This is a genomic window from Bacillus yunxiaonensis (assembly GCF_037104695.1).
Classification (GTDB): Bacteria; Bacillota; Bacilli; order Bacillales; family Bacillaceae_G; genus Bacillus_A; species Bacillus_A yunxiaonensis.
This window is the reverse complement of sequence record NZ_JBAWSV010000005.1, coordinates 356,320-379,377: the sequence shown is the minus strand read 5'-3', so window position 1 is coordinate 379,377 and position 23,058 is coordinate 356,320. Positions and strand designations below refer to the sequence as shown.

Genomic DNA, 23,058 nt, shown 5'->3' with positions numbered 1-23,058 from the left:
ATGCTATTGCAACAGAACGAGCAATATGCTATTATAACACTTGTGCTACTTATAGAGAGTAGCCGTTAACAACGGTGTTCCGCTGTAATTTATGAAATGACTTTGCATGAGCATCTGTTTGGAAGGAGAGAATTGAATATGCAACAATTAATCGCAGAAATTACAAAAAATCAATTAAAAACTGATTTACCTTCATTCCGTCCTGGTGACACTTTACGTGTACACGTAAAAGTAGTAGAGGGTACTCGTGAGAGAATTCAGATTTTTGAAGGTGTTGTAATTAAACGTCGTGGTGGCGGAATTAGCGAAACATTCACAGTTCGTAAGATTTCTTACGGTGTAGGTGTTGAACGTACATTCCCAGTTCACACGCCAAGAATCGCGAAAATCGAAGTACTTCGCCGTGGTAAAGTACGTCGTGCTAAGTTATACTACTTACGCAACCTTCGCGGTAAAAAAGCACGTATTAAAGAAATTCGATAAGACATGTATGGGAGCTTGTATTTGCAAGCTCCCTTTTTCCAATCTAGCTGTATTTTGCTTGTATACAAACAGCTTACATAATTGTGGAGGGGAACCGCATGACGAAACAAAAAAGTACGCTTTGGGAATGGATAAAAGCTATTTTGATCGCTGTCGTCTTAGCTTGGGTTATTAGACAGTTTTTCTTTGCTCCGATTCTTGTAGATGGTGTATCTATGTCACCAACTCTTCATGATCGTGATCGAATGATTGTCAACAAAATTGGATATCACATTGGAGAACCAAAACGCTTTGATATTATTGTGTTTCAAGCGACGGAAGATAAAGATTACATTAAACGTGTCATTGGTTTGCCGGGTGATCAGGTAGAATATCGAAACGACACACTCTATATTAACGGAAAGCCGTATAAAGAGCCGTATTTAGATAAGGAAAAAAAGCAGCTTTCTGAAGGTCCTCTAACATATGATTTTAAGCTTGAAGAAATTACAGGAAAGACAACAGTTCCAAAGGGGCAATTATTTGTATTAGGAGACAATCGCCGTTTTAGTAAAGATAGTCGTACAATTGGAACAATTTCAATGGACCAAGTGATTGGGAAAGCTAATATGTTATATTGGCCATTAAAAGATGCTCGTATTGTAAAATGAACGTAGAAAAGAAGGTGGAAATATGGTAATTCAATGGTTTCCAGGTCATATGGCCAAAGCAAGGCGGCAAGTAACAGAAAAGTTAAAATTAATCGATGTTGTAATCGAACTTGTTGATGCAAGATTGCCATTATCATCACGAAATCCGATGATTGATGAAATTATTACGCATAAGCCAAGGCTTGTCGTTTTAAATAAAGCGGATATGGCAGATGATCGTGTAACAAAGGAATGGATTGCGTATTTTGAGGGAAAAGGTCATAAAGCAATTTCTATTAACGCGCAAGCTGGACAAGGTATGAAAGAAATTACAGCAGCATGTAAAGAACTGGTGAAAGAAAAGTTTGATAAGATGATTGCAAAAGGTATTAAACCGCGAGCAATTCGCGCTTTAATTGTTGGTATTCCGAACGTTGGAAAATCAACATTAATTAATAAATTAGCAAAGAAAAATATTGCAAAAACAGGCGATCGTCCGGGTGTAACGACTGCACAGCAGTGGATTAAAGTAGGAAAAGAAATGGAATTACTAGATACACCGGGTATTTTGTGGCCAAAATTTGAAGATGAAATGGTTGGACTTCGTCTTGCAACGACTGGTGCAATTAAAGATTCGATTTTAAATTTACAAGATGTGGCTGTATATGCACTTCGGTTTATGGAGAAACAGTACCCAGAACGTTTGAAAGAGCGTTATAAGTTAAATGACATTCCAGAAGATATTGTGGAATTATTTGACGCAATTGGAAAGAATAGAGGTTGTTTAATGGGTGGGGGACTTGTTGATTATGACAAAACATCAGAACTTGTTCTTCGTGAGCTTCGTGGTGGTAAACTTGGAAAAATGACATTTGAAACACCAGAAGAAACAATAGAAGAAGCGTAAAGTGAAACTTCTATCAGTGGGAATTTTCTTCATCCTCCGCTGATAGAAAGTTTTCACCAATCGGGCACATGCCAGCAGTTAGCCCTCACCTATCTTCTTGGCTACTCTCTGAAATTTGAGGTGGGGGATTTATTGTCCGTGAAGAGCGGCATAAAACCGGACTTCTAGTTGGTTTGTTGTATTCATTGAATTTTTACTGGTAGTTATTTTAAGCTCGGTGTCTTTCATTCTTCTGAATACAGAGATAAGGCTTGCTACTTGTTAAACGGGAAAGAAAAGGCGCGCTTTTGCACGCCTTTTCTTATTTGGAGGAGGAACTGCGTATGTCTAAAAAACAAACAATTCAAGAAATAGAAGCTCTATTACGAGAAATTGTACAAGAAGACGACGAGCGTTTTGCTATGTTATTAGAAGACGAACGAAAAGGTGTGCAAAGACTCATTACAAAATGGAAAAAACAAAAAGGGGATAAAGAAAAAGAAAAACAAAAATTTATTGAGATGTCAATTTATGAAAGTACGCTCCGTCAAAGAGGAATTGTATCTATTGCTGGTATTGATGAAGTGGGAAGAGGACCGTTAGCAGGACCTGTTGTTACTGCTGCTGTTGTGCTTCCAGAAGATTTCTATATACCAGGTTTAAATGATTCGAAAAAGCTGAGCGAGGCGAAGCGTGAGCGGTTTTATGGTGAAATTCAAGAGAAGGCATTAGCAATCGGGATTGGGATTATCCCACCTAATGTAATTGATGAAATAAATATTTACCAAGCGACGAAACAAGCGATGTTAGATGCTGTTGCAAATTTATCTTGTACGCCAGAGCATTTACTAATTGATGCGATGGAACTTCCTACTTCAATTCCTCAAACGTCTATTATTAAAGGAGATGCGAAAAGCATTTCTATTTCGGCTGCATCTGTAATTGCGAAAGTAACGCGTGATCGTATGATGAAGGAGCTTGGAAAACGATATCCGCAGTATGGATTTGAGCAACATATGGGTTATGGAACGAAACAGCATTTACAAGCGATTGAAACTTACGGTGTGTTAGATGAACATCGAAAATCGTTTGCTCCAATTAAAGATATGATTAAAAAATAAGCTAATCTACAGCTTATTTTTTTATTTTTGTATATTAACATTACTATTTTTGAAAAAAGAATAAAGCGATTTCAGTTTTCTGACACTTTATTGTAGACAGCGTGGCAATCATTTTATACAATGACTAATGTAGTGTTTAAAAACATTAAAATACTTTTCGAGTAAAACAGGAAAATAGGGGAGGATGGGACCATGAATATCCACGAGTATCAGGGGAAAGAAGTCCTTAGAAACTATGGGGTAAGCGTTCCGAACGGGAAGGTTGCCTTTACAGTAGAAGAAGCTGTAGAAGCAGCGAAAGAATTAGGAACGAGTGTATGTGTAGTAAAAGCACAAATTCATGCTGGCGGACGCGGCAAAGCTGGCGGTGTAAAAGTAGCGAAGAACTTAGATGAAGTTCGTACATATGCAGAGGAAATTCTGGGGAAAACGCTTGTAACTCATCAAACAGGTCCTGAAGGTAAAGAAGTAAAGCGCTTACTTATCGAAGAAGGATGCGACATTAAAAAAGAATATTATGTTGGTCTTGTATTAGATCGTGCAACTTCTCAAGTTGTATTAATGGCGTCTGAAGAAGGCGGCACAGAAATTGAAGAAGTAGCAGAGAAAACACCAGAAAAAATCTTTAAAGAATATATTGATCCTGCGGTAGGTTTACAAGGCTTCCAAGCGCGTCGTATTGCATTTAATATCAATATTCCAAATGAGCTTGTTGGACAAGCTGTGAAGTTTATGATGGGCTTATACCGTGCGTTTATTGAAAAAGATTGCTCTATCGCAGAAATTAACCCGCTTGTTACAACAGGTGACGGAAAAGTTATGGCGTTAGATGCAAAATTAAACTTCGATTCTAATGCTTTATATCGTCATAAAGATATTTTAGAACTTCGTGATCTTGATGAAGAAGATCCAAAAGAAGTGGAAGCTTCTAAATATGACTTAAACTATATTTCATTAGATGGAAATATCGGTTGCATGGTAAACGGTGCTGGACTAGCGATGGCAACGATGGATATTATTAAACATTATAGTGGTGACCCAGCTAACTTCTTAGATGTTGGTGGCGGTGCTACAGCTGAAAAAGTTACAGAAGCTTTCAAAATTATTCTTTCTGACAAAAATGTAAAAGGTATTTTTGTTAACATTTTCGGTGGAATTATGAAATGTGATGTAATTGCAGAAGGTGTTATCGAAGCAACGAAACAAGTGGGCCTTGAATTACCGCTTGTAGTTCGTCTTGAAGGTACAAATGTAGAATTAGGAAAGAAAATTTTAAATGAATCTGGTTTAAATATTGTTGCAGCAGAATCTATGGCAGACGGTGCACAAAAAATTGTTTCACTAGTAGGCTAATAGAAAGCGGGGGAGAAGAAATGAGCGTATTAGTTAATAAAGATACAAAAGTTATTGTACAAGGTATTACAGGTTCTCAAGGTTTATTCCATACAAAACAAATGATTGAATATGGTACAAAAATCGTCGGTGGTGTAACGCCTGGTAAAGGTGGTACTGAAATCGAAGGTGTACCAGTATTTAATACAGTAGAAGACGCTGTAAAAGCAACGGGTGCAAACGCTTCTGTTGTGTACGTTCCACCTGCTTTTGCTGCTGATGCAATTATGGAAGCTGTTGATGCGGAGCTTGATTTAGTAGTATGTATTACAGAGGGTATCCCTGTATTAGACATGGTAAATGTTAAGAAATACATGCAAGGTAAAAAGACGCGTCTTCTTGGACCAAACTGCCCAGGTGTTATTACGCCAGATGAGTGTAAGATTGGTATTATGCCAGGATACATTCATAAAAAAGGTCATGTAGGTATCGTATCTCGTTCAGGTACGTTAACATATGAAGCTGTACATCAATTAACACAAGAAGGAATCGGCCAATCAACAGCAGTTGGTATCGGTGGTGACCCTGTAAATGGTACAAACTTCATCGATGCATTAAAAGCATTCAATGAAGATGAAGAAACACATGCTGTTATTATGATTGGTGAAATCGGTGGAACAGCAGAAGAAGAAGCTGCTGAGTGGGTAAAAGCGAACATGACGAAACCTGTTGTTGGCTTTATTGGTGGCCAAACAGCACCTCCAGGAAAACGCATGGGCCATGCTGGTGCGATTATTTCCGGCGGTAAAGGTACAGCTGCTGAAAAGATTAAAACGATGGAAGCTTGCGGTATTAAAGTTGCTGAAACACCAGCTGTTATGGGTGAAACTTTAATTTCTGTTTTAAAAGAAAAAGGTTTATTTGAAACTTGTAAAAATTATTAATAGTTTAGAAAGACACCTTCTGTAAAAGAGGGTGTCTTTTATACCTTTCATTGTTTACATAATATTAATTATGGGTAAGGAGAATAAATATGAAACGTGAGAGATTGTTACATATTCACTACTGTTTGGCGGATCAGTGGAAAGTACTCAGGCGTTTACTATCTATCGATCCTCAGTTAACCGACATTTATTCCTTTCAAATTCCTCAAATTGAAAAGTATCTTGGGCTGTCTATGCCAAAAGCCTCTGCACTTTTTTCTTATCTTCAAAAAACACTTCCTTCTTTCTGTATTCAAAAATTACAAGATGAAAACATTTTTTATATAACGATATGGGATGATGAATATCCGAATTTATTGCGCGAAATTCCTGATCCTCCGTTTGTTTTATATGGAAAGGGAAAAAAAGAACTGCTACAACAAGCAAAAAAAATAGCTGTTGTTGGGACGAGAAACCCGTCTTTATACGGAAAAGGCAACATACAATCTATTTTACAACCGCTTATGAAAAATGAATGGTTAATTGTGAGCGGGCTTGCAAGTGGCATTGATACAATTGCGCATGAAATTGCCGTAGAGCACCGCTTTGCGACAATTGCAGTATTAGGACACGGCTTACAATATATGTATCCAAAGAAGAATCAATCTTTTTATGAAAAATGGAAAGAACAAATCGTACTTGTAACGGAGTATCCCCCGCATTATGCACCGCAAAAATGGTATTTTCCGAGGCGAAATCGTATTATAAGTGGACTTTGTCAAGGTGTTCTCGTAGTGGAGGCGAAAGCTCGGAGTGGTTCTCTTATTACAGCGGACTTTGCTTTAGAACAAAATAGAGAAGTATTTGCTTTGCCGGGACCTAACTATATTGAGAGTGCAAGTGGAACGAATCAGCTCATCCAGCAAGGGGCGAAATTAGTTCAATGTGCCAAAGATGTGATAGAAGAACTTTCAAATTGCTAGTATATTTCATTTTTTTATTAAACAATTATTGACAAATAGTAGATTGTCACTGTATGTTATATTCATTGTTGATTGACAAAAATGAGGGAAATCAATAATATTAGTCAATAATCCATCCAAAAAAGTTTTAGGAACTTTTAGGAAGGGGCATCTGTGTAAGTGAAGATGCAGACTTGAATCCACCTCTTAAGGAGGCACTAGCATGTCAGATTACCTTGTAATCGTGGAGTCGCCTTCTAAGGCGAAAACGATTGAAAAATATTTAGGGAAAAAATACAAAGTAGTCGCGTCTATGGGCCATGTTCGCGATTTACCTAAAAGCCAAATGGGAATAGAAGTGAAAAATAATTTCACTCCCAAATATATTACCATTCGTGGTAAAGGGCCTGTTTTAAAAGATTTGAAGACAGCGGCAAAAAAAGCAAAAAAAGTCTATCTCGCAGCCGATCCAGATCGCGAAGGAGAAGCGATTGCTTGGCATTTAGCTAATACGCTGAATGTAGATGTAGAATCAGATTGCCGTGTTGTATTCAATGAAATTACAAAAGATGCCATTAAAGAATCCTTTAAACATCCTCGTGCGATTAATATGGATTTAGTGGATGCGCAGCAAGCAAGACGCGTGCTTGACCGACTTGTCGGTTATAACATTAGTCCTTTATTATGGAAGAAAGTAAAAAAAGGATTAAGTGCAGGTCGTGTGCAGTCTGTTGCAGTACGCCTAATTATAGATCGCGAAAAAGAAATTCAAGCGTTTATACCAGAAGAATTCTGGACGATTAAAACTGAATTTGTAAAAGGAAAAGAGACGTTTGAAGCATCCTTCTATGGAATGAACGGAGAAAAAGTAGAGTTAACAAATGAACAGCAAGTAAATGAAGTTATTGAAAAAATGCAAGGGAATGCATTTTCAGTTGAAAGTGTAACGAAAAAAGAACGAAAACGTAATCCTGCATTACCATTTACGACATCTTCTCTGCAACAAGAAGCTGCGAGAAAGTTAAATATGCGAGCAAAGAAAACGATGATGCTTGCACAGCAGCTTTATGAAGGGATTGACATTGGAAAGCAAGGAACGGTCGGATTAATTACATATATGAGAACAGATTCTACGAGAATTTCAGAAACAGCGCAGCAAGAAGCACGTTCTTATATTGAAGAAGCATTTGGGGCAGACTACATAGGGACACAAAAAAAGAAAGAGTCGAAAAAGGCAAATGCACAAGATGCGCATGAAGCGATTCGCCCTTCATCTGTCTTGCGTAAACCAGATGAATTAAAAAGCAATTTGAGCCGTGACCAATATCGTTTATATAAACTGATTTGGGAGCGATTTGTTGCAAGTCAGATGGCATCTGCTATAATGGATACCGTTACAGCTACATTGATAAACAATTCTGTTCAATTTCGTGCGAATGGATCTGTTGTGAAATTCCCAGGGTTTATGAAAGTATATGTGGAAGCAAAAGATGATGGAGCGGAAGAGAAGGATAGAATGTTACCTAAGTTGGACATAGGAGAAACAGTTTTTTCTAAAGATGTCGAACCGAAACAACATTTCACTCAGCCACCACCACGTTATACAGAGGCGCGTTTAGTAAAAACGTTAGAGGAGCTTGGGATTGGTAGACCATCTACATATGTACCGACGCTAGAAACGATTCAAAAACGCGGATATGTAGGGTTAGACAATAAGAGATTTATTCCGACTGAGCTTGGCGAAATTGTAATTGAACTTATTTTAGAGTTTTTCCCAGAAATTATTAATATCGAGTTTACAGCTAATATGGAGCAAAATCTTGATGAAGTAGAAGAGGGAAAAGCAAATTGGGTACAAATTGTTGATGATTTCTACAAAGAGTTTGAACCGCGTTTAGAGAAAGCGGAGAAAGAAATGCGCGAAATAGAAATTAAAGATGAGCCTGCCGGAGAAGATTGTGATCTGTGCGGTAACCCAATGGTCTTCAAAATGGGTAAATTTGGAAAGTTTATGGCTTGTTCTAATTTCCCAGATTGCCGAAATACAAAACCGATTGTTAAAGAAATCGGTGTTACATGTCCGAAGTGTAACGAAGGACAAATTATTGAGCGACGAAGTAATAAAAAGAAACGTCTTTTTTACGGCTGCGGCACATATCCTGAGTGCGACTTTGTTTCTTGGGATAAGCCAATTGGTCGGAAATGTCCAAAGTGTGAAGGGATGCTTGTTGAGAAGAAGTTGAAAAAAGGCGTTCAAGTACAGTGTATTTCTTGTGATTATGAAGAAGAACAACAAATGTGAGCCTACCAGCTCACATTTTTTTCGGGAAATGAAAAAAGAAAGGTGAGACAAATGACAACACAAGTAGTAAATGTAATTGGTGCAGGTCTTGCAGGAAGCGAAGCAGCTTACCAAATTGCAAAACGTGGCGTTCAAGTAAGATTATATGAAATGAGACCAGTAAAACAAACACCAGCTCATCATACAGATAAATTTGCTGAGCTTGTATGTAGTAACTCGCTTCGTGCGAATACATTAACAAATGCGGTTGGTGTAATTAAAGAAGAGATGCGCCGTATGGATTCTGTTATTATTCGTGCAGCAGATGAGTGTTCTGTACCGGCGGGCGGTGCTTTAGCTGTAGACCGTCATGAATTTGCGGCGAAGGTAACAGAATATGTGAAAAATCATCCGAACGTAACGGTAATGAATGAGGAACTTACAGAAATTCCAGAAGGACCTACTGTAATTGCAACAGGGCCGCTTACTTCACCAGCGCTATCAGCACAACTAAAAGAACTAACGGGTGAGGACTATTTTTACTTCTATGATGCGGCAGCACCTATTTTGGAAAAAGATAGCATTGATATGGAGAAAGTCTATTTAAAATCTCGCTATGATAAAGGTGAGGCAGCATATTTAAACTGTCCGATGACAGAAGAAGAATTTAACCGTTTTTATGATGCGTTAATTGCTGCAGAAACAGTGCCATTAAAAGAATTCGAGAAGGAAGTTTTCTTTGAAGGGTGCATGCCTGTAGAAGTAATGGCAAACCGTGGCCGACAAACATTGCTATTTGGACCAATGAAACCAGTTGGATTAGAAGATCCGAAAACAGGGAAAACGCCATATGCAGTTGTTCAATTACGTCAAGATGATGCGGCAGGAACATTATACAATATTGTTGGTTTCCAAACTCACTTAAAGTGGGGACCACAAAAGGAAGTGTTACAACTAATTCCTGGATTAGAAAATGCAGAGATTGTACGTTATGGTGTGATGCATCGTAATACATTTATTAATTCGCCAAAACTACTTCGTCCAACATACCAATATAAAAATCGAAATGATTTATTCTTTGCTGGACAAATGACTGGAGTAGAGGGATATGTAGAATCAGCCGCTTCAGGCTTATTGGCAGGTATAAATGCAGCTCGCCTTGTGAAAGGTGAAGAGCCGGTTGTTTTACCGCCAGTAACAGCAATGGGAAGTATGGCGAATTACATCACAACAACGAATGTGAAAAACTTCCAACCGATGAACGCGAATTTCGGATTGTTTGCACCGCTAGAAAAGAAAATTAAGCAGAAGCAAGAACGTAATGAAGCGTATGCAAATCGCGCATTAGAAACAATTCAAAATTTTGTAAATATTTAGTTAAATTTCTTGCAAAGGCTACTAAATTGTGATACGATTTAGTAGCCTTTATTGAGGTGAAGAGTATGGATGAACATGTGAATAAAATGTTACAATTATTCGTCGGATATTTACAAATTGAAAGAAATTATTCAAAATATACAATTGAAAGTTATCAGAATGATTTAGAACATTTTGTGCAATTTATGAAGCGAGAAGGTATTTCCTCTTTTGCGGATATTACGTACGTTGATGTTCGTTTATATTTAACCACTTTGCATAATGAAAAGTTAGCAAGGAAATCTGTAGCGCGCAAAATCTCGAGTTTACGAAGTCTGTACCGTTTTTTGATGCGTGAAGGATATAGAGAAGATAATCCATTTGCACTTGCGTCACTCCCTAAAAAAGAGTGGTCAATCCCAAAATTTTTGTACGCCGAAGAATTAGAGCGGTTATTTGAAGTTTCCGATACCGCCAAACCGTTAGGGCAGCGAGATCAAGCTTTATTGGAGCTCATGTATGCGACGGGTATTCGTGTCAGTGAATGTGTGAAGCTTCAACTTACCGATATTGATTTTTCAATTGGGACGATTTTGGTGATGGGGAAAGGAAAGAAACAGCGTTATGTTCCCTTTGGGAGTTATGCACAAGATGCTTTACTAACTTACATAGAAAATGGGAGAAAACGATTAGAGAAAAAATCGGAGAAACACTCCCAAATGGTGTTTTTAAATGCGAAAGGTACACCGTTAACAGATCGGGGTGTTCGATATATTTTAAATGAACTAATAAAAAAAACTTCCCTTACAATGCATATAAGCCCTCATATGTTAAGACATACATTTGCGACTCATATGTTAAATGAAGGGGCAGACTTACGAACTGTACAAGAGCTATTAGGACATGAAAATTTATCGGCAACACAAATTTATACGCATGTCTCAAAGGAAAGGTTACGTTCTGTTTACATGATGCATCATCCTCGCGCATAAATTGCTTTTAAAAGCTATAAAAACAAATAAAGGAGTTTTTTCTATGGGAAATTTCCATGCTACAACGATATTTGCAATTCACCATAATGGAGAATGTGCAATGGCTGGTGACGGGCAAGTTACGCTTGGAAATGCTGTTGTTATGAAGCATACAGCTCGTAAAGTGCGAAAGTTATTTCACGGTAAAGTGTTAGCTGGTTTTGCGGGTTCTGTCGCAGATGCTTTTACGCTTTTTGAGATGTTCGAAGGGAAGCTTGAAGAATACAACGGTAATTTGCAGCGAGCTGCTGTAGAAATGGCAAAGCAGTGGCGGGGAGATAAAATGCTTCGCCAATTAGAGGCAATGTTAATCGTTATGGACAAAAGTACGTTATTACTAGTTTCAGGAACAGGTGAAGTGATTGAACCTGATGATGGCATTTTAGCGATTGGATCTGGTGGGCATTATGCACTTGCAGCAGGGCGTGCTTTAAAACAGCATGCAGGTGATCATTTTAAAGCAAGAGACATTGCGAAAGCAAGTTTAGAAATCGCTAGTAATATTTGTGTATATACGAACGAAAATATTATTGTGGAAGAATTGTAGAACTGTAAGGGAGGCATTTTATATGCATTTACATTTTACTCCGCGACAAATTGTAGAGAAGCTAGATCAATATATTATTGGTCAAAAAGACGCGAAGAAAGCGGTTGCAGTGGCGCTCCGAAATCGTTATCGCCGCAGTAAATTAGCGGAAGAACTTCGCGATGAAATTGCACCCAAAAATATTTTAATGATTGGGCCGACTGGGGTCGGGAAAACAGAAGTGGCGAGACGAATTGCAAAGCTCGTAGGTGCTCCTTTTATTAAAGTAGAGGCGACAAAATTTACAGAAGTAGGTTATGTTGGTCGTGATGTTGAATCTATGATTCGTGATCTTGTGGAAACTTCTGTTCGAATTGTGAAAGAAGAGAAAATGGTTCATGTTAAGGATAAAGCGGAAGAGCAAGCAAATCAGCGAATTGTTGAAATTTTAGTACCGCATAAACAAAAAGAATCAGGATTTAAAAATCCATTAGAAATGTTATTTGGTGGGTATCAAAATCAAAATACAACTTCAGTATCGGAACAGCAGGATGAGCGGGAAATTGAACAGAAACGAAAAGAAGTAGAAAAGCAGCTTGTTGCAGGTTTACTAGAAGATGAAGCAATTACAATCGAAGTGACAGAACAACAATCATCTATGTTTGATATGCTTCAAGGTACAGGAATGGAACAAATGGGCATGAATTTTCAAGATGCACTTGGAAGTTTTATGCCGAAAAAGACGAAGAAACGTAAACTTTCTGTAAAAGAAGCGAGAAAAGTCTTGACAAATGAAGAGGCACAGCGCTTAATTGATATGGATGAAGTTACACAAGAGGCTGTTTATCGTGCTGAACAGCTTGGAATTATTTTTATTGATGAGATTGACAAAATTGCTGGTAAACAAACGAATAGCGTTGATGTATCACGTGAAGGCGTACAGCGGGATATCTTACCGATTGTGGAAGGATCGACTGTTGTGACGAAGTATGGACCGATAAGAACGGATTACGTTTTATTTATCGCAGCGGGCGCTTTTCATATGTCAAAGCCGTCAGATTTAATTCCTGAACTACAAGGAAGATTCCCGATTCGAGTAGAATTAACGAAATTGTCAGCAGATGATTTTGTGAAAATCCTTGTAGAGCCAGATAATGCTTTAGTAAAACAATATATAGCATTATTGGAAACGGAAGGTATAGAAATTGAATTTTCTGACGAAGCTATTCGTAAGATTGCCGAGATTGCCTATCAAGTCAATCAAGACACAGATAATATTGGAGCAAGAAGGCTTCATACCATCATGGAAAAACTTCTTGAAGATTTATCGTTTGAAGCATCTGAAATTACGTTAGAAAAGGTAACGATAACACCTCAGTATGTAGAGGAAAAGTTAGCGACGATTGCTAAAAATAAAGATGTGAGCCAGTTTATTTTGTAATAGTATCATCAGGTGACTCGCCCTAGTTTCCAAGTGATTAAAATTATGTGAATAATATGTAGGAGGAAATTTTGAAATGGAATTATTAGCAAAAACAAGAAAGCTGAATGCGTTATTACAGAGCGCAGCAGGTAAACCAGTAAACTTTAGAGAAATGGCTGACACGATGTGTGAAGTAATCGAAGCGAACGTGTTTGTTGTAAGTCGTCGCGGAAAATTATTAGGATATGCAATCCACCAGCAAATCGAAAACGAGCGCATGAAACAAATGCTTGCTGAGCGTCAGTTCCCAGAAGAATATACAAAGAACTTATTCAATGTAACTGAAACATCTCCAAACTTAGAAGTAAACAGTGAGTATACAGCGTTCCCTGTAGAAAACAGAGAGTTGTTTGGTCAAGGTTTAACAACAATCGTACCAATCGTTGGTGGCGGTGAGCGTCTAGGTACATTAGTATTAGCGCGTCTTGGTCAAGAATTCTTAGATGATGATTTAATTCTTGCTGAATATAGTTCTACGGTAGTAGGTATGGAAATTCTACGTGAAAAAGCAGAAGAAATTGAAGAAGAAGCACGTAGTAAAGCGGTTGTACAAATGGCAATTAGCTCATTATCATACAGTGAACTAGAAGCAATTGAGCATATTTTTGAAGAGTTAAATGGAACAGAAGGCTTGCTTGTTGCAAGTAAAATTGCTGATCGTGTAGGTATTACACGTTCTGTAATCGTAAACGCACTTCGTAAGTTAGAAAGTGCTGGTGTAATCGAATCTCGTTCTTTAGGTATGAAAGGAACATACATTAAAGTATTGAATGATAAATTTTTACATGAACTTGCAAAATTAAAAACAAACTAATTATAAGAGAAAAAGAGCTCTTCTGTATTGTGCAGAAGAGCTCTTTTTTTAATGTGCTCAGCAGAAAAAATTCTTAATGAGAGGAACGTTTTATTATTAAAATAGCTTAAAAATAAGGGAGAATGGCAATACTGTAATATGATTCGATAGTAAAAATAAGTAACTGAAAAGAAAGTTTCATAATGTATGTATTTTCGACTTGATTGTGATATTTTGTTGTGATATAGTTGTCAGTGGTGTCAGTACAAAGTACACACGTTCATTGATTTAAGTGTTGGTGCTACGCTTGTAGTTTCGCTTAAAGATGAAGTGAACGGAGGATATCAAAAACCATTTAGGAGGAACTAAATTATGTCAGTAATTTCTATGAAGCAATTGCTTGAAGCTGGTGTTCACTTCGGACATCAAACTCGTCGTTGGAACCCAAAAATGAAACGTTACATTTTCACAGAGCGTAACGGTATCTACATCATCGACTTACAAAAAACTGTGAAAAAAGTTGAAGAAGCATTCAACGTAATGAGAGACATCGCTGCTAACGGCGGTAACGTATTATTCGTAGGTACAAAAAAACAAGCACAAGATGCTATTAAAGAAGAAGCAACTCGCGCTGGTATGTACTTCGTTAACCAACGTTGGTTAGGTGGTACGTTAACAAACTTCCAAACAATTCAAAAGCGTATTAAACGCCTTAAAGACATCGAAAGAATGCAAGAAGATGGTACTTTCGAAGTACTTCCTAAGAAAGAAGTTGTACAACTTAAGAAAGAATTAGAGCGTCTTGAAAAATTCTTAGGCGGCATTAAAGATATGAAAGGTCTTCCAGATGCATTATTCATAGTAGACCCTCGTAAAGAGCGTATCGCAGTTGCTGAAGCACGCAAATTAAACATTCCAATCATCGGTATCGTTGATACAAACTGTGATCCAGACGAAATCGATCACGTAATTCCAGCAAACGATGATGCAATTCGTGCTGTAAAACTTCTTACATCTAAAATGGCAGACGCGATCCTTGAAGCAAAACAAGGTGAAGAAACTGTTACTGCGTAACAAATTTGGAAAGGTGATAAGGGGTTCGGCCTTTTATCACCTTTTTTAAGGTATAAATACATATTTTAGGAGGATGAAAAGTATGGCAATCACTGCACAAATGGTAAAAGAACTTCGTGAAAAAACTGGCGCAGGTATGATGGACTGCAAAAAAGCTTTAACAGAAACTAACGGCGACATGGAGAAAGCAATTGATTTCTTACGTGAAAAAGGTATTGCAAAAGCTGCTAAAAAAGCAGACCGCATCGCTGCTGAAGGTTTAACTTTCATCGAAACAAACGGTAACGACGGTTTAATCTTAGAATTAAACTCTGAAACTGATTTCGTTGCGAAAAACGAAGGTTTCCAAACATTAATTAAAGAATTAGCTGCTCACTTATTAGCTAACAAACCTGCTAACATTGAAGAAGCAATGGCTCAAACAATTGCAAACGGCAAAACAGTAGAAGAGCACATCAACGAAGCAATCGCTAAAATTGGTGAAAAACTTACACTTCGTCGTTTTGAAATCGTATCAAAAACTGATGCAGATGCATTCGGTGCTTACCTACACATGGGTGGACGCATTGGTGTATTAGCAGTTCTTGAAGGTACTACAGATGAAGCGGCTGCTAAAGACGTAGCAATGCACATTGCAGCAGTTAACCCTAAATACATCGACCGTGATGCTGTAACAGCTGAAGAAGTTGAGCATGAGCGTGAAGTATTAACACAACAAGCTTTAAACGAAGGCAAGCCAGAAAAAATCGTTGCGAAAATGGTTGAAGGTCGCCTAGGTAAATTCTTCGAAGAGATTTGCTTACTTGACCAAGCATTCGTTAAAAATCCTGATATGAAAGTTCGTCAGTTCGTTGAGTCTAAAGGCGGCACATTAAAAGGATTCGTTCGCTACGCTGTTGGTGAAGGTATTGAAAAGCGTCAAGACAACTTTGCTGAAGAAGTAATGAACCAAGTAAAAGGCAGCAACTAATAAAGATTGGGGGACACATTGTGTTCCCTTTTTTAAAATAAAGATGTAGGCAATGGAGGTTCATTATGAGTAAGCCAAAATATAATCGTGTAGTATTAAAGCTAAGCGGTGAAGCTTTAGCTGGAGATAAAGGATTTGGAATTAATCCGTCTGTTATTAAATCTGTTGCTGAGCAAGTGAAAGAAATTGCTGAGTTAGACGTAGAAGTTGCAGTTGTTGTTGGCGGTGGTAACATTTGGCGCGGTAAGATTGGTAGCGAAATGGGAATGGATCGTGCAACGGCTGATTATATGGGAATGTTAGCAACGGTAATGAATTCTTTAGCTCTTCAAGACAGCTTAGAGAATTTAGGAGTTCAAACACGAGTGCAAACTTCTATTGAAATGCGCCAAGTAGCTGAGCCTTACATTCGTCGTAAAGCAAATCGTCACTTAGAGAAGAAACGTGTTGTAATTTTTGCAGCAGGTACAGGTAACCCTTACTTCTCTACTGATACAACAGCAGCACTACGTGCAGCTGAGATTGAGGCAGATGTTATTTTAATGGCGAAAAATAATGTAGATGGCGTATATAGTGCGGATCCAACAATTGATGAAACAGCAACAAAATACGAATCACTTACATATTTAGATGTCTTGAAAGAAGGCTTGGGTGTAATGGATTCTACAGCTTCTTCTTTATGTATGGATAATGATATTCCGTTAATTGTATTCTCTATCATGGAAGAAGGAAACATTAAGCGCGCCGTTCTGGGCGAAAATATTGGAACAATTGTGAGGGGGAAATAATAATGGGACAACAAGTGTTAAGCAATGCAAAAGAGAAAATGGAAAAAGCAGTTGCAGCATATTCTCGTGAACTTTCAACAGTTCGTGCAGGTCGTGCAAGTGCTTCTGTATTAGATAAAGTACAAGTAGATTACTACGGTGCACCAACTCCGGTTGTACAATTAGCAAACATCACAGTTCCTGAAGCACGTTTACTAGTTATTCAGCCATACGATAAGACATCTATCGGTGATATTGAAAAAGCAATTTTAAAAGCTGATTTAGGATTAAATCCTTCTAATGATGGTACTGTTATTCGTATTGCATTCCCTGCATTAACAGAAGAACGTCGTCGTGAACTTGTGAAAGTTGTGAAAAAATATTCTGAAGATGCAAAAGTAGCTGTTCGCAACGTTCGTCGTGATGCAAACGATGAATTGAAAAAACTTGAGAAAAACGGCGACATTACAGAAGATGATTTAAGAGGATATACAGAAGATATCCAAAAAGAAACAGATAAATATATCGCAAAAGTTGAAGATGTTACAAAAAACAAAGAAAAAGAAATTATGGAAGTGTAATCGCGAAGCTTTCGCAAATATGACCCTCTTCTTAAGGGGGTCTTTTTACACTTTTAGGCATATGTCTGCTCGTTGGAGGGTTTGAATGATGTTTAGAAAACTTCCTTTTTTTAAAGGCAATAAGATCGCGTCGTTTGATCATCTCGTAGAAGAAGCAAAAAAAGGAGAAATCCCAGCGCATATTGCAATCATTATGGACGGTAATGGAAGATGGGCGAAAAGAAGAGCGATGCCTCGCATTGCAGGTCATCATGAAGGAATGCAGGTTGTAAAGAAAATTACGAAGTTTGCTAGTAAACTCGGTGTCAAAGTACTGACTCTTTATGCCTTTTCTACAGAGAACTGGAAAAGACCGAAATTAGAAGTGGATTATTTAATGAAACTTCCTGAAGAATTTTTAGGTGCATTTTTGCCAGAGCTTATTGAAGAAAATGTACAAGTACGTGTCATAGGACAAAAGGATCGCCTTCCAACTCATACGCGCAGAGCGATGGAAAAAGCGATGGAGGATACGAAAGATAACACGGGATTAATCTTAAATTTTGCGTTAAACTATGGAAGTCGTGATGAAATTGTATCTGCTGTGCAAAATATGGTTAAGGATAGTGAAGAAGGAAAACTTCGTTCTGCAGAAATAACAGAAGAAACAATTTCTTCGTACTTAATGACAAGAACATTGCCTGATCCTGATTTGTTAATCCGAACAAGCGGTGAAATTCGTATTAGTAATTTTATGCTGTGGCAAATTGCTTATTCAGAACTTTGGTTTACTGATGTATATTGGCCAGATTTTACAGAAGAACATTTATTGCAGTCCATTACTGACTTCCAAAATAGAGGTCGCAGATTTGGAGGCGTGTAGAAAGAGAGGGTTTGGTAGTGAAACAGAGAATAATTACTGGAGTGATTGCTGCCGCGCTGTTCATTCCCATCGTATTTTACGGTGGCGTGCCTTTTACAATTTTAGTGTATGCATTAGCTTCCGTTGGATTATATGAATTAATTCGAATGAATAAGTTAACGGTTATCTCTATGCCAACAGTTTTAGCAGCATTATTGCTTTGGATTATTTTAGTTCCAAGTAATGTAACGGGCGTATTTGAAACAATTGGTTTAACAAAAGTAGAAATTACATTTGTAATTGTCTTATTACTTTTATCATATACTGTCCTTTCTAAGAATACATTTACTTTTGACAATGCTGCATTTTTATTGATGGCAACAACTTATGTTGCGATGGGTTTCTTTTATTTGAATGAAACTCGTCTTGCAGGAATTCAATATGTATTTTATGCATTGTTTGTGATTTGGGCAACGGATTCCGGGGCTTACTTTATTGGAAAAGCGATTGGGAAACGAAAGCTTTGGCCAGAAATTAGTCCAAATAAAACGATAGAAGGTTCTATCGGCGGTATTTTATGTGGAATCGTTGTTGCTCTTGTGTATAATGTATTTTTACCGGTTCAGTCGAATATAAGTGTTCTTATTGCAGTTACCATTGCAATATCAGTATTTGGTCAAATTGGAGACTTAGTAGAATCAGCCTTTAAACGTCATTATGGCGTAAAAGATTCGGGTACAATTTTACCAGGACACGGTGGTATTCTCGATCGAACTGATAGTTGGTTATTTGTATTACCGCTATTACATTTCTTACATTTCATTTAATGAACGAACGAGGAGTTGGAGCAATGAAAACCATTAGTTTATTAGGTGCAAGTGGATCAATTGGAACGCAAACATTAGATGTATTGCGCTCGCACCAAGACCAATTCCGTCTCGTTGCTTTTTCTGTGGGGAGAAACATTGAGTTTGCTCAGCAAATGATTCAAGAATTTTCTCCTGAGATTGTGTCTGTACAACAAAAAGAAGATGCTTGGCGATTACAAACAGTTTGTGGAAATACGAAAATTGTATATGGAGATGAAGGGCTGCTTGAAGTTGCACTTCATCCGGATGCAGAAATACTTGTAAACGCTGTTGTTGGTAGTGTCGGATTACTACCGACGTTACGAGCAATTGAGGCGAAAAAAACGATTGCAATTGCAAATAAAGAAACATTAGTAACAGCAGGGCATTTAGTTATGGAAGCTGCAGAAAAGCATAACGTATCTTTACTTCCTGTAGATAGTGAACACTCTGCTATTTTTCAATGTTTAAACGGAGAAAATGAGAAGCGTATTTCTCGATTAATATTGACAGCATCAGGTGGAAGTTTCCGAGATAAAACGAGGAATGAACTTCAACATGTAACAGTAGAAGATGCACTTTGTCATCCAAACTGGTCTATGGGTTCGAAAATTACCATTGATTCTGCTACAATGATGAATAAGGGATTAGAGGTTATTGAAGCGCATTGGCTTTTTAATATCCCTTATGAGCAAATCGATGTTGTATTACATAAAGAAAGTATCATTCACTCTATGGTTGAGTTTGAAGATCGCAGTGTAATGGCGCAGCTTGGTACACCAGATATGCGTGTTCCAATTCAATATGCACTTACTTACCCTGATCGTTTTTCACTTCCAAACGCTAAACAGCTGAATTTATGGGAAATTGGAACATTACATTTTCAAACAATGGATATGGAACGTTTCCGCTGTCTTCAATTTGCATATGAAGCTGGGAAAATGGGAGGAAGTATGCCAACTGTGATGAATGCAGCTAATGAAGCCGCTGTAGAAGCTTTTCTGCAAAAGAAAATCAGTTTCTTAACAGTAGAAGACCTCATTGAAAAAGCAATGCACCATCACAATGTCATTGCGCGTCCAAGCTTAGAAGAAATTCAGGAAATCGATGCTGCCACAAGACGATTTGTGATGGAACAAATTTAGCAAAGGTGGTTATGGAACTTGAATACAGCGATTGTCTTTATTTTAATTTTCGGTGCACTCGTGTTTTTCCATGAACTTGGACATTTGTACTTTGCCAAACGTGCTGGTATTTTGTGTCGTGAATTTGCCATTGGTTTTGGTCCAAAATTGTTCTCGTTTGAAAAAAATGAAACAGTTTATACAGTTCGTTTACTTCCGCTTGGTGGTTATGTACGAATGGCTGGGGAGGATCCAGAAACCATTGAACTAAAACCTGGTACAAAAGTTGGACTTGTTTTAAACGAAAAAGAAGAGGTTACGAAAATTGTTTTGGATAATCGTGAAAAATATCCAAATGTTCGTGTTGTTGAAGTGGAACAAGCTGACTTGGAACACAAGTTAATCATATCTGGATATGAAGAGTATGAAGAAGATTTACAAACATTTCGGATTCACGAGAAAGCTCGTTATGTTTCAGCAGGAGAGGAAACGCAGATTGCGCCGTATAATCGACAATTTGGCTCAAAAACGTTAGGGCAACGAGCGCTTGCTATTTTTGCAGGTCCTGCAATGAACTTTGTTCTTGCTTTCGTTATATTTGTTATGATTGGTTTTATACAAGGGATTCCTGTGGATAAACCGATAATTGGAAAAGTGGTATCTGATAGCGTGGCACAGAAAGCTGGATTACATGAAGATGATAAAATTTCGTCAATTAATAATAAACCGACAAATAGTTGGCAAGATGTAGTAAATATCGTTCGTGAAAATCCAGGAAAAGAAATTAAGATGGATGTAACTCGTGATAGTAAAAAAATGACGATACAAGTTACGCCTGCTGCTGAAAAAGAGGGTAATGTTACGGTTGGTAGACTCGGGGTACAATCACCTGTTGAGAAGTCCCTGTTTGGTTCTATTAAAGCGGGATTTGATGAAACATACAGATGGACAAAACTTATCTTTGTTTCCCTTGTTCAGCTCGTTACAGGACATTTTTCGATTAACGACTTATCTGGCCCGGTAGGGATTTATAACTTAACAGGCCAAGTTGTAGAGTATGGTACGATTCGTGTTCTTAGCTTAACAGCTGTTCTAAGTATAAATCTTGGTTTGTTTAACTTATTACCTGTTCCTGCATTAGATGGGGGACGCCTTTTCTTCTTCTTAATTGAAGCGCTCCGCGGGAAACCGATTGACCGTCAAAAAGAAGGAATGGTTCACTTTATTGGTTTTGCTTTATTAATGTTACTGATGTTAGTCGTAACATGGAATGATATACGGAAGTTTTTCTTATAAAAGAGGTGCTATGGAATGAAACAAAGTATAATATTTAGTCCTACATTGCGTGAAGTACCAGCTGATGCGGAAATTAAAAGCCATCAGCTTCTACTACGCGCAGGATTTATGCGTCAAAATGCTTCAGGTATATATAGCTTTTTGCCGCTTGGTCTGAAAGTGTTGCATAAAGTAGAGCGTATTGTTCGTGAAGAAATGGAGAAAGCTGGTGCTGTAGAATTATTAATGCCAGCTCTTCAGGCAGCTGAATTATGGCAAGAATCTGGACGCTGGTATTCATATGGTTCAGAATTAATGCGTATGAACGATCGAAATAATCGTGAGTTCGCTCTAGGAGCAACACATGAAGAAGTTATTACTGATCTTGTACGTGACGAAATTAAGTCATATAAAAAATTACCTTTAACACTTTATCAAATTCAAACAAAATTCCGTGATGAACAAAGGCCGCGTTTTGGTTTGTTACGCGGAAGAGAGTTTTTAATGAAGGATGCATATTCTTTCCATGCAACGCAAGAGAGTTTAGATGAAGTGTATAACCGTCTTTTCCAAGCTTACTCTAATATTTTTGCGCGCTGTGGTTTAAACTTCCGTGCTGTTATCGCTGACTCTGGAGCAATGGGCGGAAAAGATACACATGAATTTATGGTGTTATCAGATGTAGGAGAAGATACAATTGCATATTCTGATACATCTGATTATGCTGCAAATATTGAGATGGCACCTGTTATTGCTTCTTATGAAAAGAGCGATGAGGTAGAAAAAACACTTGAAAAAGTTGCAACGCCAGATCAAAAATCAATTGAAGAAGTATCTGCGTTCTTAAATATCGAGGCATCAAATTGTATTAAGTCTATGGTCTTTAAAGCAGACGAGAAATTTATTGTTGTTCTTGTTCGCGGAGACCATGAAGTGAACGATGTTAAGGTGAAAAACCTATACGGTGCTTCTGTTGTCGAACTTGCATCTCATGAAGAAGTAAAAGAATTATTAAACTGTGAAGTCGGTTCTTTAGGTCCAATTGGTGTAACAGGAGTAGAAGTAATTGCTGATCATGCTGTACAAGCTATCGTAAATGGATGTTGCGGAGCAAATGAAGAAGGCTTCCATTATGTGAATGTAAACCCAGAACGGGACTTTAAAGTAAGCCAATATACAGATTTACGCTTCATCCAAGAAGGAGATCTTTCTCCAGATGGCAAGGGAACAATTCGCTTTGCTCGCGGTATTGAAGTGGGACATGTATTTAAACTTGGTACACGCTATAGTGAATCTATGAATGCGACATTCTTGGATGAAAACGGTAAAACACAACCGATCATTATGGGTTGCTACGGAATTGGTGTATCTCGTACAGTTGCAGCGATCGCTGAGCAATTTAACGATGAGAATGGCTTAGTTTGGCCAAAGGCAGTTGCGCCATTCCATGTACATGTGATTCCAGTAAATATGAAATCTGATGCACAGCGTGAAGTCGGTGAAAATATCTACAATTCATTACAAGAGCAAGGATATGAAGTATTATTAGATGACCGTGCGGAACGTGCAGGCGTAAAATTTGCTGATGCGGATTTATTCGGTCTTCCAGTTCGAGTAACAGTTGGTAAAAAAGCTGATGAAGGCATTGTCGAAGTAAAAGTACGTGCAACAAATGAATCTGCAGAAGTGAAAGTGGAAGAACTTCACACATACATTGCTAATATTTTAAAATAAGAAGAGGTACCTCGCTATGAGGTACCTTCTCTTTCTTT

At 37.8% G+C, this 23,058-nt stretch carries 22 protein-coding genes; all 22 read left to right on the top strand.

Features of this window, described 5'->3' with window-relative positions:
• Window positions 1-138: 138 nt before the first annotated feature.
• Window positions 139-483, top strand: coding sequence for a 50S ribosomal protein L19 (gene rplS / locus WAX78_RS16595; RefSeq protein ID WP_035428999.1), 345 nt, complete (start codon window positions 139-141; stop codon window positions 481-483).
• Between the two features lie 98 nt (window positions 484-581).
• A complete protein-coding gene (lepB, locus tag WAX78_RS16590) occupies window positions 582-1,133 on the top strand; it encodes a signal peptidase I (protein WP_336483127.1) in 552 nt (183 codons plus the stop codon).
• 22 nt (window positions 1,134-1,155) lie between these two features.
• Window positions 1,156-2,019, top strand: a complete 864-nt coding sequence (gene ylqF / locus WAX78_RS16585) for a ribosome biogenesis GTPase YlqF (RefSeq protein WP_336483126.1) — start codon at window positions 1,156-1,158, stop codon at window positions 2,017-2,019.
• A 323-nt stretch (window positions 2,020-2,342) separates the two neighbouring features.
• Window positions 2,343-3,119, top strand: coding sequence for a ribonuclease HII (locus WAX78_RS16580; RefSeq protein WP_336483125.1), 777 nt, complete (start codon window positions 2,343-2,345; stop codon window positions 3,117-3,119).
• A gap of 192 nt (window positions 3,120-3,311) precedes the next feature.
• Window positions 3,312-4,472 carry an ADP-forming succinate--CoA ligase subunit beta gene (gene sucC / locus WAX78_RS16575; RefSeq protein ID WP_253630209.1) on the top strand — a complete coding sequence of 387 codons (1,161 nt, stop codon included), beginning with the start codon at window positions 3,312-3,314 and terminating at the stop codon, window positions 4,470-4,472.
• Window positions 4,473-4,492: 20 nt separating this feature from the next.
• On the top strand, window positions 4,493-5,395 hold the full coding sequence (sucD, locus tag WAX78_RS16570; RefSeq protein ID WP_098309681.1) for a succinate--CoA ligase subunit alpha: 903 nt from the start codon (window positions 4,493-4,495) through the stop codon (window positions 5,393-5,395).
• A gap of 89 nt (window positions 5,396-5,484) precedes the next feature.
• A complete protein-coding gene (gene dprA, locus WAX78_RS16565; protein ID WP_336483124.1) occupies window positions 5,485-6,357 on the top strand; it encodes a DNA-processing protein DprA in 873 nt (290 codons plus the stop codon).
• 202 nt (window positions 6,358-6,559) lie between these two features.
• Complete coding sequence (topA, locus tag WAX78_RS16560; RefSeq protein ID WP_336483123.1) at window positions 6,560-8,638, top strand: type I DNA topoisomerase; 2,079 nt, start codon at window positions 6,560-6,562, stop codon at window positions 8,636-8,638.
• 51 nt (window positions 8,639-8,689) lie between these two features.
• Window positions 8,690-9,994 carry an FADH(2)-oxidizing methylenetetrahydrofolate--tRNA-(uracil(54)-C(5))-methyltransferase TrmFO gene (gene trmFO, locus WAX78_RS16555; RefSeq protein ID WP_336483122.1) on the top strand — a complete coding sequence of 435 codons (1,305 nt, stop codon included), beginning with the start codon at window positions 8,690-8,692 and terminating at the stop codon, window positions 9,992-9,994.
• A gap of 65 nt (window positions 9,995-10,059) precedes the next feature.
• Window positions 10,060-10,965 (top strand): tyrosine recombinase XerC, encoded by a 906-nt coding sequence (xerC, locus tag WAX78_RS16550; RefSeq protein WP_336483121.1) that lies wholly within the window; start codon window positions 10,060-10,062, stop codon window positions 10,963-10,965.
• A 43-nt stretch (window positions 10,966-11,008) separates the two neighbouring features.
• A complete protein-coding gene (gene hslV / locus WAX78_RS16545; protein WP_336483120.1) occupies window positions 11,009-11,551 on the top strand; it encodes an ATP-dependent protease subunit HslV in 543 nt (180 codons plus the stop codon).
• A gap of 22 nt (window positions 11,552-11,573) precedes the next feature.
• Window positions 11,574-12,971: an ATP-dependent protease ATPase subunit HslU gene (hslU, locus tag WAX78_RS16540; protein WP_336483119.1), complete on the top strand. Its 1,398-nt coding sequence runs from the start codon at window positions 11,574-11,576 to the stop codon at window positions 12,969-12,971.
• A gap of 76 nt (window positions 12,972-13,047) precedes the next feature.
• Window positions 13,048-13,827 carry a GTP-sensing pleiotropic transcriptional regulator CodY gene (gene codY, locus WAX78_RS16535; RefSeq protein ID WP_090912755.1) on the top strand — a complete coding sequence of 260 codons (780 nt, stop codon included), beginning with the start codon at window positions 13,048-13,050 and terminating at the stop codon, window positions 13,825-13,827.
• A gap of 351 nt (window positions 13,828-14,178) precedes the next feature.
• Window positions 14,179-14,880 (top strand): 30S ribosomal protein S2, encoded by a 702-nt coding sequence (gene rpsB / locus WAX78_RS16530; protein WP_035428981.1) that lies wholly within the window; start codon window positions 14,179-14,181, stop codon window positions 14,878-14,880.
• Window positions 14,881-14,962: 82 nt separating this feature from the next.
• Window positions 14,963-15,850: a translation elongation factor Ts gene (gene tsf, locus WAX78_RS16525; RefSeq protein ID WP_336483118.1), complete on the top strand. Its 888-nt coding sequence runs from the start codon at window positions 14,963-14,965 to the stop codon at window positions 15,848-15,850.
• A 65-nt stretch (window positions 15,851-15,915) separates the two neighbouring features.
• On the top strand, window positions 15,916-16,638 hold the full coding sequence (pyrH, locus tag WAX78_RS16520) for a UMP kinase (RefSeq protein ID WP_154711805.1): 723 nt from the start codon (window positions 15,916-15,918) through the stop codon (window positions 16,636-16,638).
• A gap of 2 nt (window positions 16,639-16,640) precedes the next feature.
• A complete protein-coding gene (gene frr, locus WAX78_RS16515; protein ID WP_336483117.1) occupies window positions 16,641-17,198 on the top strand; it encodes a ribosome recycling factor in 558 nt (185 codons plus the stop codon).
• Between the two features lie 85 nt (window positions 17,199-17,283).
• On the top strand, window positions 17,284-18,060 hold the full coding sequence (locus WAX78_RS16510) for an isoprenyl transferase (RefSeq protein WP_336483116.1): 777 nt from the start codon (window positions 17,284-17,286) through the stop codon (window positions 18,058-18,060).
• A gap of 17 nt (window positions 18,061-18,077) precedes the next feature.
• Window positions 18,078-18,866 carry a phosphatidate cytidylyltransferase gene (locus tag WAX78_RS16505; protein WP_336483115.1) on the top strand — a complete coding sequence of 263 codons (789 nt, stop codon included), beginning with the start codon at window positions 18,078-18,080 and terminating at the stop codon, window positions 18,864-18,866.
• A gap of 23 nt (window positions 18,867-18,889) precedes the next feature.
• Window positions 18,890-20,032: a 1-deoxy-D-xylulose-5-phosphate reductoisomerase gene (gene dxr, locus WAX78_RS16500; RefSeq protein WP_336483114.1), complete on the top strand. Its 1,143-nt coding sequence runs from the start codon at window positions 18,890-18,892 to the stop codon at window positions 20,030-20,032.
• An 18-nt stretch (window positions 20,033-20,050) separates the two neighbouring features.
• A complete protein-coding gene (gene rseP / locus WAX78_RS16495) occupies window positions 20,051-21,307 on the top strand; it encodes an RIP metalloprotease RseP (RefSeq protein WP_336483113.1) in 1,257 nt (418 codons plus the stop codon).
• A gap of 15 nt (window positions 21,308-21,322) precedes the next feature.
• Window positions 21,323-23,020 carry a proline--tRNA ligase gene (locus WAX78_RS16490; protein ID WP_336483112.1) on the top strand — a complete coding sequence of 566 codons (1,698 nt, stop codon included), beginning with the start codon at window positions 21,323-21,325 and terminating at the stop codon, window positions 23,018-23,020.
• The last annotated feature ends 38 nt before the right edge of the window (window positions 23,021-23,058 follow it).

Coding starts and splice junctions, on each gene's coding strand:
- rplS (WP_035428999.1), top strand. CDS start 139: ATGCAACAATTAATCGCAGAAATTACAAAAAATCAATTAAAAACTGAT.
- lepB (WP_336483127.1), top strand. CDS start 582: ATGACGAAACAAAAAAGTACGCTTTGGGAATGGATAAAAGCTATTTTG.
- ylqF (WP_336483126.1), top strand. CDS start 1,156: ATGGTAATTCAATGGTTTCCAGGTCATATGGCCAAAGCAAGGCGGCAA.
- WAX78_RS16580 (WP_336483125.1), top strand. CDS start 2,343: ATGTCTAAAAAACAAACAATTCAAGAAATAGAAGCTCTATTACGAGAA.
- sucC (WP_253630209.1), top strand. CDS start 3,312: ATGAATATCCACGAGTATCAGGGGAAAGAAGTCCTTAGAAACTATGGG.
- sucD (WP_098309681.1), top strand. CDS start 4,493: ATGAGCGTATTAGTTAATAAAGATACAAAAGTTATTGTACAAGGTATT.
- dprA (WP_336483124.1), top strand. CDS start 5,485: ATGAAACGTGAGAGATTGTTACATATTCACTACTGTTTGGCGGATCAG.
- topA (WP_336483123.1), top strand. CDS start 6,560: ATGTCAGATTACCTTGTAATCGTGGAGTCGCCTTCTAAGGCGAAAACG.
- trmFO (WP_336483122.1), top strand. CDS start 8,690: ATGACAACACAAGTAGTAAATGTAATTGGTGCAGGTCTTGCAGGAAGC.
- xerC (WP_336483121.1), top strand. CDS start 10,060: ATGGATGAACATGTGAATAAAATGTTACAATTATTCGTCGGATATTTA.
- hslV (WP_336483120.1), top strand. CDS start 11,009: ATGGGAAATTTCCATGCTACAACGATATTTGCAATTCACCATAATGGA.
- hslU (WP_336483119.1), top strand. CDS start 11,574: ATGCATTTACATTTTACTCCGCGACAAATTGTAGAGAAGCTAGATCAA.
- codY (WP_090912755.1), top strand. CDS start 13,048: ATGGAATTATTAGCAAAAACAAGAAAGCTGAATGCGTTATTACAGAGC.
- rpsB (WP_035428981.1), top strand. CDS start 14,179: ATGTCAGTAATTTCTATGAAGCAATTGCTTGAAGCTGGTGTTCACTTC.
- tsf (WP_336483118.1), top strand. CDS start 14,963: ATGGCAATCACTGCACAAATGGTAAAAGAACTTCGTGAAAAAACTGGC.
- pyrH (WP_154711805.1), top strand. CDS start 15,916: ATGAGTAAGCCAAAATATAATCGTGTAGTATTAAAGCTAAGCGGTGAA.
- frr (WP_336483117.1), top strand. CDS start 16,641: ATGGGACAACAAGTGTTAAGCAATGCAAAAGAGAAAATGGAAAAAGCA.
- WAX78_RS16510 (WP_336483116.1), top strand. CDS start 17,284: ATGATGTTTAGAAAACTTCCTTTTTTTAAAGGCAATAAGATCGCGTCG.
- dxr (WP_336483114.1), top strand. CDS start 18,890: ATGAAAACCATTAGTTTATTAGGTGCAAGTGGATCAATTGGAACGCAA.
- WAX78_RS16490 (WP_336483112.1), top strand. CDS start 21,323: ATGAAACAAAGTATAATATTTAGTCCTACATTGCGTGAAGTACCAGCT.